The organism is Vibrio sp. (assembly GCF_047973365.1).
Classification (GTDB): Bacteria; Pseudomonadota; Gammaproteobacteria; order Enterobacterales; family Vibrionaceae; genus Vibrio.
Genome location: NZ_JBKEBW010000171.1, coordinates 1 through 17063 on the forward strand (window position 1 = coordinate 1; position 17063 = coordinate 17063).

The window sequence follows — 17063 nt, forward strand, 5'->3', positions numbered from 1 at the left end:
AATACTGACATTACATAAATGTAAAGTTTGAATAGACTGTGCTGATTCTTGCGACTCAATGGTCACTTCGTATCATTGAAACCTAGTTGATTCTTTAGAATCATCTTCGATTTTAATCAACTAGTGCCCACACAGATTGATAGGTTTAAATTGTTAAAGAGCTTTGCTTTGCAGAAGCTATCTTCTCAAAGCGGAGGAGCATTCTAACGAGATAATTGTTAGTGTCTAACACTTTTTCAATTTTTCTTTTTTAGAAGTCTTATCCTCTACGTACACCTGCTGAAGCATTGCGACGTCTGTCGTTTCAGTGAGTCGGCATTATAGGGAGTAATTAAAACTGCGCTAGTTCTTTTTTGAAAAAAATAGATAAAACATCTCGTTCGTTTAATAAAGCAGCAAAAATAACAAAAAGAGGGCTTTTAGCCCTCTTTTTCATCTATAAATCTCTGGGTTTTTATATAAAAGCGTATGCATCTGCAAACATTCTTTCACTCAATGCCTGTTTATTTTGAGTGAATTGCTCTCTCGCAGCTCCCGCCATTTCAAAGCGTCCAGCGATATAGATATCAAAATCGGCTAGCGATTCGAAATCCGCATTGATGGCTTGCAAGACATTACCTACTTTTCCTTGCCAGTTAGCCTCTGTTTCTTCAACTACTGGAATAAAATGAACATTTCCATATTTTGCTGCAAGCTGTTCAAGCTCAGTCAAAGCGTAAAGCTGACTTTTATCTCTAGCACCCCAGTATAAGTAGATAGGGTTCACTTTGTTCTGCGCAATGCAGTGATCCAAGATTGAGCGTACATAGCTAAATCCAGTACCGCCAGCGATAAGCAGTAAAGGGCGTTCACTATCTTCTTTAACCCATGCATCACCATGCGGTGCATCAATTTCAATTTCTGTTTGTTGTTCTAATGCTTTTCGCATCAGTTGTACAACTTCACCAGCATAAGCATTATGCTCTGCGGCTCCAATATGCAGTTCTAATTCACCTTCATTACGGCAAGGGCTGCTGGCAATAGAAAATGGGCGCTTATCTTTCTCACCCATCACCACCATCAGATATTGACCGGCGTTAAACGCAACCGCTTGCTCCGGGTGTAATAGGATTTGATAAGTGTTGCTGGCCAAAGACTTTATCGACTTTACTTTACATTTTATAATCATTGTATTCCTAACTGCTCCCAGACATCATTAATCTTAGTGACTAGCTCAGGATCTTTCTTAATCGGCGTTCCCCACTCACGCGAGACCTCACCTTCGAACTTGTTGGTTGCATCCAAGCCTAACTTAGACACAACGCCATCTTGCGCAGGTATAATATAAGTATCGCGAGCGGGATCCATTCTGGTGGTGATAGCCCAGATAATATCATTCCAATCCCTGGCGTTCACATCGTCATCACACAATACAACAAATTTGGCATCGGCATACTCGGCCCAAAATGCCCATACGGCTTCTAACAAGGTTTTAGATTCGCCAGCAGCGTATTTGCGCATCGATATAATCACGATGCGATTTTCTGTCGACGGAGGGAAATACATGTCTTCGATTTGTGGATGAAGACGTTTGAACTGTTCGATATCCGCCGCTGTTATTTCATGGGATGTTGTCGATTCACCTTTCGGTGTCATCGCCAATTCCGCATCCCATTTGATGGTTGCATCTAAGCCCATTTTGGAACCGAGCCCTGCCACTGGTGAAGCAAAGTCTAAAGAGTCGATAGGCGTGTTCTCAATCATGAGCGTGTCGCGCGCGGGTTCCATATGCTGACACATCGCTTTGGTGACAGAATGCCAATCGCGTGCATTGACACTTTCATCAAGAACAATCACGTACTTGGTATACATAAACTGACGTAAGAAAGACCATACGCCCATCATGACGCGCTTAGCGTGCCCCGGATATTGCTTCTTCATAGTTACCACCGCCATACGGTAGGAGCAACCTTCTGGCGGCAGGTAGAAATCAACGATTTCAGGGAACTGCTTTTGCAATATCGGCACAAAGACTTCGTTCAGAGCCACGCCAAGAACGGCGGGCTCATCTGGCGGACGACCAGTGTACGTGCTGTGGTAAATAGGTTTGTTGCGCATAGTAATATGCGTAACGGTGAATACATGGTGACGTTCCACTTCATTATAGTAACCGGTGTGATCACCATAAGGGCCTTCATCGGCATACTCATTCGGGTCGATGTAACCTTCCAGTACGATCTCCGCACTGGCAGGGACTTCTAAATCATTACTGACTGATTTCACCACTTCAGTTTTACTGCCTCGCAGTAAACCTGCAAACGCATATTCAGATAGTGTATCCGGCACTGGGGTTACCGCACCTAAAATAGTGGCAGGATCGGCACCGAAGGCGACTGAAACAGGGAAACGCTCTCCGGGGTGTGATTCCATCCACTCTCTAAAATCGAGAGCCCCGCCACGGTGAGCCAGCCAACGCATGATGATTTTATTCTTGGCAATTTTTTGCTGACGATAGATACCCAGATTCTGGCGTTTTTTGTTTGGGCCTCGTGTAATGGTTAAACCCCAAGTTAACAGCGGCGCCACATCATCCGACCAACAGCTCATCACTGGCAATTTGTCTAAGTCGACCTCGTCGCCCTGCCAGATAATGTCCTGACAAGGTGCTTTACGCAGTCTTTTTGCCGGCATATTCAGTACTTGCTTGAACACAGGCAACTTATCCAGAGCATCTCGGAAGCCGCGCGGTGGTTCAGGCTCTTTCAGATAAGCCAATAGTTTTCCAACTTCACGTAAATCCTGAACGTTTTCACGTCCCATACCGATAGCCACACGTTCAGGTGTGCCAAAAAGGTTAGTAAGAACCGGGAAATTGTAGCCAATCGGGTTTTCAAACAGTAAAGCAGGACCTGCCTGACGTAATGTTCGATCACTGATTTCCGTCATTTCATAATGCGGATCAATAGGATGAGTAATACGTTTGAGTTGTCCGTGCGCTTCTAAATGCTCAAGAAAATCACGTAAGTTTTTAAAGCTCATAGCTGCTCTGAAAATGATTAAACTGCGCGCAGTATAACAAAAACAATCTGCTATCGGTTTCTCTTTTATTCAAACTGGCCACTGACAGGCACAAAGGATACGTGTTACGGGGTTAAAACTTGCAAAATAGCCTGGCTTTCCACCCGGCGATTATTGTTAAGCAGCTCTTTCAACCAAGGTTGATACCCCTGCTCTGCTAGTGCTTGCGCTACAACGGGTGCATCGGTCGAATTTTCCAAACGTTTTACCAAGAACTGTTTCACCTCATCGGAAAAAGGTTTGGGGATCTTGACTAAACACTGTAATGCGTTGGTTGCCAGCCTTGGATTATCTGCTGCCAGCATAATTTGTTGGATAGCGAAATCATCGCCTCGCTCGGCGAGACGGTCTAACTCTTGCTCGACATAAAAGTCAGCACGCATCAACCATAGCAATTTATACAGCGGAGCATCATTGGTCACCTGTGCCATTTTGACCATTACCGTTGAAGAAGGTAACCAACTGACCACTTTCACATCGGTCAACTGCTTAACCAGTTGATGCTGAACGTTATCAGACAAGTGAGCAAACTCGCTCAGCAGTAGGTCTTCCCGTTCCTGAACTAAGTAGTCAGGTCCCGTCAACCATTGTTGCAGGTGTAACTCACCACTTTCCGCATTGAGCATAAAGTTAACCACGCTCTGATCTTTCTTCCATTGCTTCGTTAATCGGTGAGCTATTGCTATGTAATCAAAGGCGGGAACAGAAAACTCATAGCCTTGCCCTTTTTCCAGCACTTGGTAAACAGGCACAATATTTTTCTGTTTTTCCACAAATTGGAACAAATGTTCAGACAAGGCGATCTGATGCTGCTCTATGTGTTGCAACAATAAAAAACGAGCCGCTTCCTGTTGTGGCAACGAGATCCGTTCCAGCGCAAAAGAAAGCGCATCGATATCGTCTTTTATCGCCAGATCGACCAACTCAGCCACTTTCTGTTGTAGTGGGTTATCTTGCAGCAACCTTTGCTGACTGACTGTAGAGACTTCCACGGCGCAGACCGGTGTCCAAGCGAATAAAAGAGAGAGGAATAAACGAAACAACACTCCTTGTTGCATATTAACCTCCTGTTAACACTCTCCTTAATTGTCGTGCGGTTATAAAAAGAATGCAAACAAAAACACCACCCAATGGGTGGTGCTTATGATCGAGATCGATTAAATCAGCTCCCTGCTTGCGCAGAAATGACGAAAACGTGATTACTGACGGCGCATTGCGTCGAAGAATTCATCATTGGTTTTGGTCATTGCTAACTTATCGATCAGGAATTCCATTGCGTCGATCTCGCCCATTGGGTGAACGATCTTACGCAGAATCCACATTTTTTGTAGCTCATCAGTCTTAGTGAGCAGCTCTTCACGACGAGTACCAGAACGGTTGAAGTCAATCGCCGGGAAAACACGTTTTTCAGCAATCTTACGGTTCAGGTGCAGTTCCATGTTACCTGTACCTTTGAACTCTTCGTAAATAACTTCATCCATTTTAGAACCGGTATCAACCAGTGCTGTAGCGATGATGGTTAAGCTACCACCTTCTTCTACATTACGAGCGGCACCGAAGAAACGTTTTGGACGGTGTAATGCGTTAGCGTCCACACCACCAGTCAAAACTTTACCCGATGAAGGCACAACAGTGTTGTACGCACGCGCCAGACGAGTGATAGAGTCAAGCAGGATAACGACATCTTTCTTATGTTCAACAAGACGTTTTGCTTTCTCGATAACCATTTCGGCCACTTGCACGTGGCGAGATGCGGGTTCATCAAACGTTGATGCAACCACTTCACCTTTCACCAAGCGTTGCATCTCAGTCACTTCTTCCGGACGTTCGTCAATCAGAAGTACCATGAGCTCACACTCAGGGTGGTTGCTGGCAATGCTTTGGGCGATGTTTTGTAGCAACATGGTTTTACCCGCTTTTGGCGGAGCGACAATCAGACCACGTTGACCTTTACCGATAGGAGATGCGAGATCAAGAACACGTGCTGTAATGTCTTCAGTCGAGCCATTACCACGCTCCATGACCATACGCTCATTAGCGTGCAGTGGTGTTAAGTTCTCAAATAAAATTTTGTTACGTGCGTTATCAGGTTTGTCGTGGTTAACAGTGTTCACTTTTAAAAGTGCAAAGTAACGTTCACCTTCTTTTGGCGGGCGAATTTTCCCGGCAATCGAGTCACCTGTTCGTAGGTTAAAACGGCGAATTTGGCTTGGAGATACGTAGATATCATCTGGGCCAGCAAGATATGAGCTATCTGCGCTACGCAAGAAACCAAAACCGTCTTGAAGAATTTCCAAAACACCGTCGCCGAAAATATCTTCACCGCTCTTGGCGTGCGCTTTTAAAATGGCGAAAATAATGTCTTGTTTTCTCAGACGCGCAAGGTTTTCAAGGCCCAGGCTTTCACCAAGTTTGACAAGATCAGATACGGGTCTGTTCTTCAGTTCTGTTAGATTCATTGTGGTGGATACTTGTTTAGTCAAAATAGGATCTATTTTTAGTTTAAGATGGATTTGGTCGTAGGACTGACCAAGAAGTGAACACTTGTTTAATTTACGTGCGATAAACTAGCACTAAATATTAGACTAGTCTAGAAATTGTTTTTTTCACTAATCTATAAATTGTTTTTTAAAAAAACAAAACCGTACATATTTCTATGTACGGTAAAGTTAAGGCGAATTATAGATTTGCGTCCAAGAACTCTTTTAACTGAGTTTTAGACAGCGCACCTACTTTAGTCGCTGCTACGCCGCCATCTTTGAATAGCAATAGCGTAGGAATACCGCGAATACCGAACTTAGGTGGTGTACCTGCGTTGTGGTCGATATTCAGTTTACCGATAGTGAGTTTACCTTCGTATTCTTCCGCGATTTCATCAAGAATAGGAGCAATCATCTTACAAGGACCACACCATTCTGCCCAAAAATCTACTAGAACCGGGCCTGCAGCTTTGATTACATCGTTTTCAAAACCATCATCAGATAGCTGCAAAATTTTTTCACTCATCTTCCACTCCAATGTGTTTTCTGCACTGATTATTGATTGTTCAACATGCTGATTATCGACTAATCAGTAAATAGATGCTCTATTGGAATGTATTTACTTTCGTAATGCAAGCGGAAGCTGATATTCTATAGCAATGAAAAAGACACATATCACAGAGCAAAAATTCGCCGACTTGGATTTACATCCCCAAGTGATTGAAGGATTGGATAAAAAAGGGTTCGAATACTGTACCCCGATCCAAGCGTTGGCGTTGCCGGTACTGCTCACCGGCCAAGACATTGCAGGCCAGGCCCAAACGGGAACTGGTAAAACCATCGCGTTTCTTGCTGCGACTTTTAACCATTTATTGAAAACACCCGAAATTGAAGGACGTAAAGTCACTCAACCTCGTGCGATTATTATGGCTCCGACGCGTGAACTCGCGATTCAGATCTATAACGATGCTGACACGTTAGCGGCAAGCACAGGCCTTAAAGCTGCACTGGCTTATGGTGGCGAAAGCTACGATAAACAGTTGGGCAAACTTCAAGAAGGTGTCGACATCCTGATCGGTACAACGGGCCGTATCATCGATTTCTACAAGCAACGTGTTTTCAATCTAAACAACATTCAAGCTGTGGTTCTCGATGAGGCAGACCGCATGTTTGATTTAGGTTTTATTAAGGACATCCGTTTCTTGTTCCGCCGGATGCCTGAGCCAAAAGATCGTCTCAACATGCTGTTCTCGGCGACATTGTCATACCGTGTTCAAGAACTCGCCTTCGAACACATGCACAATCCTGAGCATGTGGTGGTGGAGCCTGAGCAAAAAACAGGTCATCGCATCAAAGAAGAGCTGTTCTATCCTTCTAACGAACATAAGATGGCACTGCTACAAACGCTGGTTGAAGAAGATTGGCCAGATCGCGCCATCATTTTTGCCAATACCAAACACCGTTGTGAAAACATCTGGGGCGCGCTTGCTGCTGATGGTCACCGTGTAGGCTTGCTGACCGGTGATGTACCACAGAAAAAACGTGAGCGCATTTTGGAGCAGTTTACTCAAGGTGAAGTGGACATTCTGGTGGCGACAGACGTGGCGGCACGTGGTCTGCACATCCCACAAGTAACCCATGTATTTAACTACGATCTACCTGATGACTGTGAAGATTACGTTCACCGTATTGGCCGTACTGGTCGTGCTGGCGCAAGTGGTCACTCAATTTCATTTGCATGTGAAGAGTACGCGATCAACCTGACGGCAATTGAAGAATACATTGCACACTCGATCCCAGTATCCGATTACGATCCATCAGCACTACTGACCAATTTGCCGAAACCACTCACCCTACGTTCGTCATCGCCACAACGTCGTACCAATACAGGTGGTTCTCGCAACAACGGAAATCGTAAGCCACAAAGACGCCCACGCGCACCGCAAAAGCCAAAGGATTCGTAATTCATCTATGAGCCAGACTGTTTCTTCACCGTTATATGCCGCGATTGATTTAGGCTCTAACAGCTTCCATATGCTGATAGTTCGCCATGTCGACGGCAGCGTTCAAACCTTGGCTAAAATCAAGCGTAAAGTACGTCTTGCAGCCGGTTTAGATGACAATAACGCGTTAAGTCATGAAGCCATGCAACGCGGTTGGGACTGTTTAAGTTTGTTTGCTGAACGCTTACAAGATATCCCACACGAGAACATTCGTATCGTAGGCACCGCGACCTTGCGTACTGCGACGAACATCAATGATTTCCTGGTTAAAGCGAATAAAATTCTGGGACATTCTATTGAGGTCATCTCTGGTGAAGAAGAAGCGGCCACTATATACAAAGGCGTCGCTCACACTTCCGGTGGAATTGGGCGTCGCTTAGTGGTGGATATTGGCGGAGCCAGTACCGAAGTGATTATCGGTGAAGGTTTCGAGGCAAAAGCGTTAACCAGCTTAAAAATGGGCTGCGTGACTTGGCTTGAACGTCATTTTAAAGACCGCCAGCTCAACAGCCGCAACTTTAACAACGCAATAGATGCAGCGAAAAAACGCTTAGCTCCTATTTTGCAACAATACACCGAGTTAGGTTGGGATGTCTGCGTGGGAGCAAGTGGAACCGTTCAGGCTCTACAAGAGATCATGTTGGCTCAGGGGATGGATGAAGTCATCACTTTGGCTAAATTGAATCGTCTCAAGAAACAGGCGATGCAGTCTGATCATCTTGAAGAGCTTGACATTGAAGGGCTAACACTCGAGAGAGCGTTGGTCTTTCCTAGCGGTTTATCGATTTTGATCGCCATTTTCGAATCGTTAAACATTGAATCGATGACACTCGCCGGCGGCGCTCTGCGTGAAGGCTTGGTCTACGATATGATGGTCGACTTACGCCAAGACGATATTCGTTCGCGCACCGTGCATAGTATCCAGACTCGCTATCAGATTGACCAATGTTATGCCCAGCAAGTCTCCACGCTGGCTGGCAAACTGCTTGCTCAGTGTGGTGGTCAGAAGTGGATTGCAGAGCCGCAAGCGGAAATATTATTGCTTACCGCGGCGCAACTGCACGAAATTGGTTTATCGATTGATTTCAAAAAAGGCGGCGAACACAATGCTTATCTTTTACAGAACCTCGATTTACCCGGTTTTACCCGCGCACAGAAGCATTTGCTGGCAGAATTAACCAGACGCTACCGCGAACAATTAACAACCCTGCCAGAGCAACATGCGCTATCGGCAGACAGTGGTAAACGTGTGTTACGCCTATTACGTTTAGCGATACTTCTCAGCCACCGTCGTTGCGTTGACTTAGAGCCGAGTGTTGCGATTTCTGCCGATGGCGACCAACTGACGTTGTCAATTGACAAACAATGGCTGCAAGCCAATCCATTAACGCGCGCAGAGCTTGAGCTTGAAGCGAACCGCCAAACGGATATAGGCTGGCCGCTATCCATTGAGATGGTGTAAACCATTTTTCTTTTGCTTCTCCCCCTCAGATGAGGGGGAGAAGCAACAACGTGTTCACTCACCTTCACTCAATAAGCTGATACAAACGTCTCGGACGCCCGCCTGTGGTGTAATCCAACTCCAAACGTAACACGCCTTCCAACTCGAGAAACTCCAGATAACGCCTTGCGGTAATGCGGCTGAAATGCATTTTTTCACCGATGAATTCACAGGAAAAAGTCTTCGGTCGTTCACGCTGTAAATAATCTTTAAGTGACGCCAGTGTCGCTTCATCTATGCCCTTCGGTGTTTGTCGAACGCTGCTTTGCGATGATTTATGTAACAGCAGATCAATATCCATCTGATCGACTTCTTCATTATTGAACAGCGTTTGTCGATACTGTTGATAGTCTTGCAGTGACTGCACCACGCGCGACATCCGTACCGGCTTGACCAGATAATCACGCACCCCAAGCTGAATCGCCTTTTCTATCGTTCGGCTATCTCGTATACCTGAAAGCATAATGAAATGACTATCGACACCTTTACTCCGCCACTGCCTGACCTGCTCAATGCCACTGCCATCCGGTAGCGTAATATCGACGAACACTAAATCAGGCTGAAACAACTCAAATTGCATTCTGGCTTCGAGACAAGTTTCACAGGCGACCACCACTTTAAACCCAGCTTGCTGATTGATGGTCGACTCCAGTACATAACTGGCACGCAAATCGTCTTCTAAGATCATTACGGCAATGTCGTTATTAGCAATATCCTTACGCCCCATGGCTACACTCTTTTTTGTCCAGATAAACGCTGAATATCGTAGTATGATTATCGCTTCTTTCCCAATCAATACTGCCGTTTAAATACTCCACCAGTTGATTAACGAGATACAGACCGATACCACAAGTCTCATCACCTTGTTTGCTACTGACGCCAAAATCTAAAATTTTGTCTTCTAAGTCAGTTGGAATACCACGACCACTATCTTCCACTTCAATAATGATGTGTGGGCCTCTATCGCTAATGTATAACGCCACTAGCGGCACAACCTGCTTACGATTCTGCCAGGCAGCAAGCAGGGCGTTATCAATCAGGTTGGCGTTAATTGTCACCAGTTTTTCGGCAATATTACGCTCGTAAATCGCCAGGCTACTATCTGAATCAACGGTAAATTTTACCCCCATTTCTTCCGCTTTATTGAATTTGGCGAGAAGGATCCCAGCCACAGCACTATCGGCAATGGTACGCACAATACGATTGACCACCAGTTGATAGCGGTCTGTCTCTTGCTGAACAAATTCAATCGCCTGTTGATAATTTCCCATCTGCAACATGCCCGATAGCACATTGAGACGATTGGAGTACTCATGGGTTTTACTGCGCAGCAAAGCCGAATAACTTCTCAAATAAGCCAGCTCTTTCTCCATTTCATTCGGCGTAAGGCTGACAAAAAACGCGATCACATAACCACTGAACACTTTACCAATATTGAGTGGATAAATATTGACATGATGATTGACATTACCCAGCATCACTTCATGTTGGGCAAAGACTTTAGCGCTATCTAATAACAAGTGGTTCAAGGTTGCGGAATAACGACTTAAAGGGTGACGAACATATTCATCACGCCCAAACTCTCGCATCGACAGCACCTGACAGGCGCTATCATTAATCATGGTGATGTGCATATTTTTATCCACCACCACAATGCCATCGCGAATCGAGTTAAACACCAGCTCATACTCGCGAAATTTGTTAACGATAAATTCCGGCTCGTAATCAAAAAAGGTTTGTTTGAACTTATAAAGATAGGCGCTAATGCCACACAGCCCGAGCAGGTAAACCGTTGCTACCAATAATCCGATCTGTAAGCGCTGATGCCAAATAACAGAAGAGACTTTATCCGCCAGATAGCCGATACAGACCACGCCAATCACTTCGCCATTCACTTCAATGGCAGAAAAATTACGTACGGCTAACCCCAATGAACCCGTGGCAAAAGTGCTGTATTCCCCACCATCGCGCAATGCGGGATAAATGTCATCACCAATAAAGGTTTGGTTAAGACGCTCACTATTGGGATGACTTAAACGCAATGCCTGTTTATCAACCACCACAATGTAAGAGGCGTCGGTGCGTTGACGGATACCTTCAATATAAGCATTGAGATGAGAAACCGTAGGGTTTTGGTTATGTTGTTCAACTGCCGTAATCACATACGGATCATGGGCAATCACGCGTGCCAGCTCTAGTCCTCGGGCGCGTAGACCATCATGGTAAGAGACTTGCAATAAATAGAAGATCACCAAAGTAACCACCACCACAGTGGCAGAAGAAGCAATGATGGTACTTAAGGTAATATAGTTTTTTAACTTCATCAGCTCACCAGGCTAGCGCATTTCCAGTAATGCTCAAACTACTTGGAGTTGCAGGTAGGCGGCAAGTAAGTGAATCCCCATGAGCATAGATGCACTATGCGATTGGGGTGAACGAGCGTAGCCCCCATACCAAAACATAAAGCGCTGCAGCTTCAAGTAGGAAGAGTATATTAGCTATCATGCTCAGCCAGTGATTGTAAACCACGTTCAAAACAGAAGTTGATCGCAGCCACAGCTAAGGGGTGAATAAATGAGAATAATAAGTGAAATGGCACCTCCCTTAGTATTAGGGAAGTGCCAACAGTGATGATGATCAGTTAATCGCCATCGAGATGAAGTAACCGACTACGGTGGCGGTTGATACACCAATAAAGCCAGGCAGAATGAAACTGTGGTTCAGTACGTACTTACCAATTCGCGTCGTGCCTGAGCGGTCAAACGTGATCGCCGCCAAGTCACTTGGGTAGAATGGGAAGAAGAAGTAGGCATAACACGCAGGTAGTACACCAATCAGCACTTTCGGCGGAATGCCCAGCGCAAAACCAAGTGGCAACATAATGGTTAATACCGCCGCCTGACTTTTCAAGAAGATTGAAGTGCCAAACATAGCCAGAGCAAACGCCCATGGGTGTGCGTTGACCAAGTCACGAATGGAATCAACAATGAAAGTTTTATGATGGGTGATAATAGTGTCACTTAACCAAGCAATACCGAAGATGATGACCACGGCGGTCATACCGGCAATAAACACGTTACCGTTGACGATTTTTTTCGGTTGGATCTTAGTCGATACCAGAATGATGGCACCAACAGTTAGCATCAAGAACTGAATTGCCACCGACATTGACACGCCTTTAGGTAGCAGATTGAGATCTTTACCAAACATAGCGACAAAAATTACCGTCAGGATACCAGCAAGGAAGATACCTAAACCTTTCTTCGCAGTACTGCTGATTTTGTCATCGCCCATCGCGTCTTTATCTTGTAGCGCAGCAACGAATTCTGGATCTTTACAACGCTCAGCAAATTCAGGGTCTTTATCCAGATCTTTACCGCGTTTCAAACTCCAGGTACATGCTACCAGCACACCAATAAGCGTGGCAGGAATGGTTACGCTAAGCACGTCAACTAAGCTGATATCAACGTGATTGGCGGTCGCCGTTGCCATCATCACCGCCGCCGCGGCCGCAATAGGGCTTGCTGTAATACCCATTTGCGACGCAACCGATGCGATTGCCATTGGGCGTTCAGGACGAATACCTTTGCCATAAGCCACATCATAAATAACCGGCAGTAGCGGGTAAACGGAATGTCCTGTACCAACCAAAACCGTCAAAGTGTAAGTACAAAGTGGGCCTAAAAAGACGATTTGGTTTGGATGTTTACGCATCAGTTTTTCCGCGTATTTAACCAGCAATTTTAAACCGCCAGTCGCCTCTAGTGTTGCCGATGCAGCAACAACCGCTAGGATGATTAGCATAACATCAACCGGTGGTTTACCCGGTGCAACACCGAATACAAAGGCCATGATACTGACCCCAAGACCACCTAATAGACCAAATGCCACCCCTCCGTGCCGGATACCAACGAATATAATCGCCAGCAGCATCGCTAAATGGACATAAAACATTGCTCATTCCCTCTTCTGATGTGAATCAATTATACCCTTGGGTATAGTTCTAGCAGAGATTCACTGTTGTAGTTTTAATTGATATTAGATTATCAAGTTAAAGACACAATTTTTCTGAGGGGATAACTAAAGTAACTAAAGTCGACTTTTGTAACTTTTGTTAATACGAAAGTAGTAGTTAATATCCTATTTCTTAATCACAAGCCTTTACGCCTCCCCTTTCGAAGGGAAGGCAGTCTTCAACATATCAACCAATTCGATTGAGCAACGCTCTCAGTTTGAGCGGTTTTACCGGTTTAGCCATAAAACTAAAACCGTTAGATTTAATCCCTTCCAAAATATCAGGGCTGCGATCGGCACTCACGATCACCCCTTCAAAGCAATCGCCAAGACGTAACCGACACTGCTGCAACACTTCTAAGCCAGTGCGGCCGTTATCAAGCCGATAGTCGGAAAAAATCACATCGGGGATCCACTGATTATCCAACGCCTTCATACTCTGTTTGATGTCCAGTGCCGTTTTTACCTCACACCCCCAGCGTTCCAGCAAGGTTTGCATGCCGACTAAAATGTCCTGCTCGTTATCGACACACAAGATGCGTAAGTGTGCCAAATCATGCACCGCTTCGAGGAGAACAGCATTTTGTGGCACCATCTGTGCCGGTTCAGCTTTATCTAATGTCAGCGAGAACACACTCCCCTGATCGGGCCAGGAGCGCATGGATATCTCATGCCCAAGCACAAAGGCAATCCCTTTTGATATTGCCAGCCCCAGCCCCAAGCCTTGGTCTGAACGCACCTGACTACCACGGTTGAACTCTTCGAAAATCTCTTGCTGTTTATCTTGCTCAATGCCGATACCGTTATCCCAGACATCAATACGAACCTTATCTGCCACGCGTCTCACCCCCAGAACCACCTTCCCTTTCGGGTTGTAGCGGAAAGCGTTAGTTAAAAAGTTCTGGATCACACGACGCAACAGTTTAGGATCAGAGTGAACATAGAGTGACGATGGAACGGTACTGAAATGAATGCCCTGCTGACGAGCCAAGGCTTCGAATTCCGCTTTTAAATTGGCAAGCACATCATTGACTTTAAAGCTCTGTAGATTCACTTCGAGCTTGCCAGATTCCAAGCGGGAAATATCGAGCAAATCGCCAATCAAATCCTCGGCGGCACTGAGGGCACTTTCTATATGGCGAGACAGGCGCTTAGATTCCTCTTCTTGCGCCACTTCAGACAGAGACGAAGCAAATAACCTCGCCGCATTGAGCGGTTGCATTAAGTCATGACTGACCGCCGCCAAAAAGCGCGACTTGGATTGCGACTCTTGATCGGAGCGCTGAGTGGCAGAGACCAACTTCTTGTTCAGCGTTTCCAGCTCACGAGTACGTTCTAATACTCTTTCTTCCAGGTTTTCATTGGTTTCTTGCAGCGTGCGCTCTGCGTTACGGAAAACGGTAATATCGCTAAAGCTCATCACAAAGCCACCGCCCGGCATCGGGTTACCCTGCACTTCGATCACTCGACCATCGGGGCGAACGCGCGAAGAGGTGTGGCGTGTCCCCTGCTCCAAGTGATAGACGCGTTTGCGGACATGCTCTTCCGGATCGCCCGGACCACATAAACCTTGCTGCGCGTTATGACGAATGACATCCGCGATGGGGCGGCCAACTTGTATCAGCCCAGGTGGGAAATCAAACAGCTCTAAATAGCGCTGATTCCAGGCCACCAGCCGCAGTTGCTTATCCACCACTGTGATACCCTGACTAATGTGCTCGATCGCCCCTTGCAACAAACCGCGGGTAAAGTCATAAAGCTCGGACGCTTCATCAACAATCGTCGCCACTTCCTCCAATTGCATGTTGCGACCTTGCAAAGCCGAAGTAAGCACTAACTTGGCTGAAGAAGCACCAAACACCCCAGCCAATACTCGCTCAGTGTGACGAATCAAGGTTGCTGGCGCTTGTTGATTGGGCATCAAGGTTTCACGCTGTTGATCCCAATACTGCCCAAAGGCTGCGCGTACACGTTGACGACCAACAAACCGCGAGGCGAGCATTTCAAGCTCCGCAACCGTAACCCGGCTCTGATACAAACTGATGTTTTCATTTTCCGGCAATGGCGTGCCAACGAAAGATGCCGACTGTAAGCGTTCACTCAGGCTAGAACGTGTTGCGATAGAAACCACCACATAACAGATGGTGTTCAAGGTAACACTGAGCAACATCCCCCAGTCAGAACTCTCTAGTCCCATATTGCCGAGCAACTCAGGCGGTGTGATCACCCACAACAGCACGTTGCTTTCATGGTCGCCCGCCAACATGTTGGTGGCGCTCATCAGCGTGATCAGCCATAAGGTGAACCCCACCAGCAGACCGACATAAACACCTTTACGGTTTCCCTCCCGCCAATACATACCGCCAATCAATGCGGGCGAAAATTGCGTGATCGCCGAGAAAGACAAGAAACCAATTGCCGACAGAGATGGGATGGTATCGAGCACCAGATAAAAACCCCATGCGCCGAGCAATAACAATAAGATTAACGTGCGACGAATAATCACCAGCAAACCAGAAAAATGACGGTGATTGCGTTGTGACAAACGCATGCGGCGCAGTAACAACGGCATCACCAAATCGTTCGATGCCATGATCGCCAATGCAATGGTCGACACAATCACCATGCCAGAAGCGGCAGAGGTGACACCAAGAAACGCTAATAAGGCAATATCATTGGCGCCAACCGCAACCGGAACACTAATCACAAACGTGTCTGGCGAAGTGCCACTTAATAAGCTCTGCCCTACCCATGCAATCGGCAGAACAAAAATGCTCATCAAAATGAGGTAACAAGGAAATAACCAACGCGCGGTGTGTAAGTCTTGCGCACGCTCATTTTCCACCACCATGGTATGAAACTGACGCGGCAGACAGATGATGGCTATCATAGTCAGAATGGTGTGCACCAACAGCGTCGGCCAATTGGGTGCCTGATAGGTTTCTCGTGCCACATCCAACAACGCAACCTCTTGCTCGCGCAGCGCAAGATATAAAATGAACATCCCAACCACCAGAAACGCAATCAGCTTGACGATAGATTCAAAAGCAATCGCCATCATCATCCCGCGGTGGTGTTCGGTATTATCAATATGGCGCGTACCAAACAGCATAGTAAACAACGCCAACGCTAACACCACAAACCAGGAGACACTGTCGTCCTGATAGCCAAGCTGAGTCCCGAGATCCGGGGCGACAATATTCAGCCCCATCGTGATGCCGCGTAGCTGCAAAGCGATATAAGGCAAAATGCCTGCCACCGCAATCAATGTCACGGCAACCGCTAAGCCCTGAGATTTTCCATAGCGCGCCGCGATGAAATCCGCGATAGAAGTGATGTGTTCCCGTTTAGCAATCAGGATCAGACGAGCTAAAATCCGCCAACCAAAGGTAAAGACGAAAATAGGCGCAATGTAGATAGGTAAAAATGACCACGGGTTCTGACTGGCTTGCCCCACTGTTCCGTAGAAAGTCCAAGAGGTGCAGTAAACGGCGATAGATAAGCTATATATCCAGGGCCGCCATTTCGCCAACCAACGTGTTTGACGATCGCCATACCATGCAATAAGAAACAGCACGCCTAAATAAGCGAGCGAGACTGGAATCACCAACCAACCCTGCATTCAACTTCCCTATTCCCTGTAAATAAAAGCCTCTTTTACAAGTAATGCCAATCAGTTAAGAAAATCCTCGTTCCCGTGCTCTGCGTGGGAATGCATATTCTGTCTTTTTGAGCTTAACTGACAGGCATTACTCTTTTACGAGGCTTTATTTAATATAGGAAATAGAATTATCACAATCGAAATGGGTTAATTTTGTGCTTCAGGCTCCGCTTTCACTGTTGAGGCATCTTTAACTTGTGACTGAAGTAAATCTACTTTCACAAACAGAGCCAATACCCCCATCAACGCCATACCCCAGAACACGCCCGCGCCCCAGCTTTCATAACCCCAGCCGCTTAGCGTCGTCATCATCGCAATCACAGCGCCAAGCGGAATGGCATTGTACA

At 46.2% G+C, this 17063-nt stretch carries 11 protein-coding genes and 1 pseudogene; 2 read left to right on the top strand and 10 right to left on the bottom strand.

Features of this window, described 5'->3' with window-relative positions; translation table 11 throughout:
• Positions 1–454: 454 nt before the first annotated feature.
• The 5 genes from fre to trxA all read right to left on the bottom strand — a co-directional run bounded on the left by fre (position 455) and on the right by trxA (position 6063).
• Entirely contained in the window at positions 455–1168 is a 714-nt protein-coding gene (gene fre, locus ACK5MF_RS19165; RefSeq protein WP_416924110.1) for an NAD(P)H-flavin reductase, read from the bottom strand.
• Positions 1165–3018, bottom strand: coding sequence for a 4-hydroxy-3-polyprenylbenzoate decarboxylase (gene ubiD / locus ACK5MF_RS19170; RefSeq protein ID WP_416924111.1), 1854 nt, complete (start codon positions 3016–3018; stop codon positions 1165–1167). Before ubiD ends, fre begins: the two co-directional genes overlap by 4 nt.
• 104 nt (positions 3019–3122) lie before the next feature.
• A complete protein-coding gene (locus tag ACK5MF_RS19175; RefSeq protein WP_416924112.1) occupies positions 3123–4115 on the bottom strand; it encodes a hypothetical protein in 993 nt (330 codons plus the stop codon).
• A 141-nt stretch (positions 4116–4256) separates the two neighbouring features.
• Entirely contained in the window at positions 4257–5516 is a 1260-nt protein-coding gene (gene rho, locus ACK5MF_RS19180) for a transcription termination factor Rho (protein WP_416924120.1), read from the bottom strand.
• A 220-nt stretch (positions 5517–5736) separates the two neighbouring features.
• Positions 5737–6063: a thioredoxin TrxA gene (gene trxA, locus ACK5MF_RS19185; RefSeq protein WP_416924113.1), complete on the bottom strand. Its 327-nt coding sequence runs from the start codon at positions 6061–6063 to the stop codon at positions 5737–5739.
• Positions 6064–6196: 133 nt separating this feature from the next.
• Here trxA and rhlB point away from each other — a divergent pair, with 133 nt between their 5' ends.
• Together rhlB and gppA are read left to right on the top strand one after the other, a co-directional pair.
• The gene (gene rhlB, locus ACK5MF_RS19190) at positions 6197–7501 is read left to right on the top strand and encodes an ATP-dependent RNA helicase RhlB (RefSeq protein ID WP_416924114.1); all 1305 of its coding nucleotides are present in this window, start codon (positions 6197–6199) and stop codon (positions 7499–7501) included.
• Between the two features lie 7 nt (positions 7502–7508).
• The gene (gppA, locus tag ACK5MF_RS19195; RefSeq protein WP_416924115.1) at positions 7509–9002 is read left to right on the top strand and encodes a guanosine-5'-triphosphate,3'-diphosphate diphosphatase; all 1494 of its coding nucleotides are present in this window, start codon (positions 7509–7511) and stop codon (positions 9000–9002) included.
• Between the two features lie 64 nt (positions 9003–9066).
• Here the strand turns inward: gppA and ACK5MF_RS19200 are convergent, their stop codons facing one another.
• From ACK5MF_RS19200 to ACK5MF_RS19220, 5 genes and pseudogenes are all read right to left on the bottom strand, one after another.
• Positions 9067–9768: a response regulator gene (locus tag ACK5MF_RS19200; protein WP_416924116.1), complete on the bottom strand. Its 702-nt coding sequence runs from the start codon at positions 9766–9768 to the stop codon at positions 9067–9069.
• A complete protein-coding gene (locus tag ACK5MF_RS19205) occupies positions 9758–11365 on the bottom strand; it encodes an ATP-binding protein (protein ID WP_416924117.1) in 1608 nt (535 codons plus the stop codon). Before ACK5MF_RS19205 ends, ACK5MF_RS19200 begins: the two co-directional genes overlap by 11 nt.
• Positions 11366–11678: 313 nt before the next feature.
• Positions 11679–12995 (bottom strand): anaerobic C4-dicarboxylate transporter, encoded by a 1317-nt coding sequence (locus tag ACK5MF_RS19210; RefSeq protein WP_416924118.1) that lies wholly within the window; start codon positions 12993–12995, stop codon positions 11679–11681.
• 247 nt (positions 12996–13242) lie between these two features.
• Positions 13243–16677, bottom strand: coding sequence for a NahK/ErcS family hybrid sensor histidine kinase/response regulator (locus ACK5MF_RS19215; RefSeq protein ID WP_416924119.1), 3435 nt, complete (start codon positions 16675–16677; stop codon positions 13243–13245).
• A gap of 186 nt (positions 16678–16863) precedes the next feature.
• Positions 16864–17063: pseudogene (locus ACK5MF_RS19220) on the bottom strand (3-phenylpropionate MFS transporter); the annotation flags it as partial.

What these genes read in the sequence shown, in the direction of transcription:
- ACK5MF_RS19215 (WP_416924119.1), bottom strand. Translation starts at nt 16,677, where the DNA reads ATGCAGGGTTGGTTGGTGATTCCAGTCTCGCTCGCTTATTTAGGCGTG.
- fre (WP_416924110.1), bottom strand. Translation starts at nt 1,168, where the DNA reads ATGATTATAAAATGTAAAGTAAAGTCGATAAAGTCTTTGGCCAGCAAC.
- ACK5MF_RS19210 (WP_416924118.1), bottom strand. Translation starts at nt 12,995, where the DNA reads ATGTTTTATGTCCATTTAGCGATGCTGCTGGCGATTATATTCGTTGGT.
- rho (WP_416924120.1), bottom strand. Translation starts at nt 5,516, where the DNA reads ATGAATCTAACAGAACTGAAGAACAGACCCGTATCTGATCTTGTCAAA.
- rhlB (WP_416924114.1), top strand. Translation starts at nt 6,197, where the DNA reads ATGAAAAAGACACATATCACAGAGCAAAAATTCGCCGACTTGGATTTA.
- ubiD (WP_416924111.1), bottom strand. Translation starts at nt 3,018, where the DNA reads ATGAGCTTTAAAAACTTACGTGATTTTCTTGAGCATTTAGAAGCGCAC.
- ACK5MF_RS19200 (WP_416924116.1), bottom strand. Translation starts at nt 9,768, where the DNA reads ATGGGGCGTAAGGATATTGCTAATAACGACATTGCCGTAATGATCTTA.
- trxA (WP_416924113.1), bottom strand. Translation starts at nt 6,063, where the DNA reads ATGAGTGAAAAAATTTTGCAGCTATCTGATGATGGTTTTGAAAACGAT.
- gppA (WP_416924115.1), top strand. Translation starts at nt 7,509, where the DNA reads ATGAGCCAGACTGTTTCTTCACCGTTATATGCCGCGATTGATTTAGGC.
- ACK5MF_RS19175 (WP_416924112.1), bottom strand. Translation starts at nt 4,115, where the DNA reads ATGCAACAAGGAGTGTTGTTTCGTTTATTCCTCTCTCTTTTATTCGCT.
- ACK5MF_RS19205 (WP_416924117.1), bottom strand. Translation starts at nt 11,365, where the DNA reads ATGAAGTTAAAAAACTATATTACCTTAAGTACCATCATTGCTTCTTCT.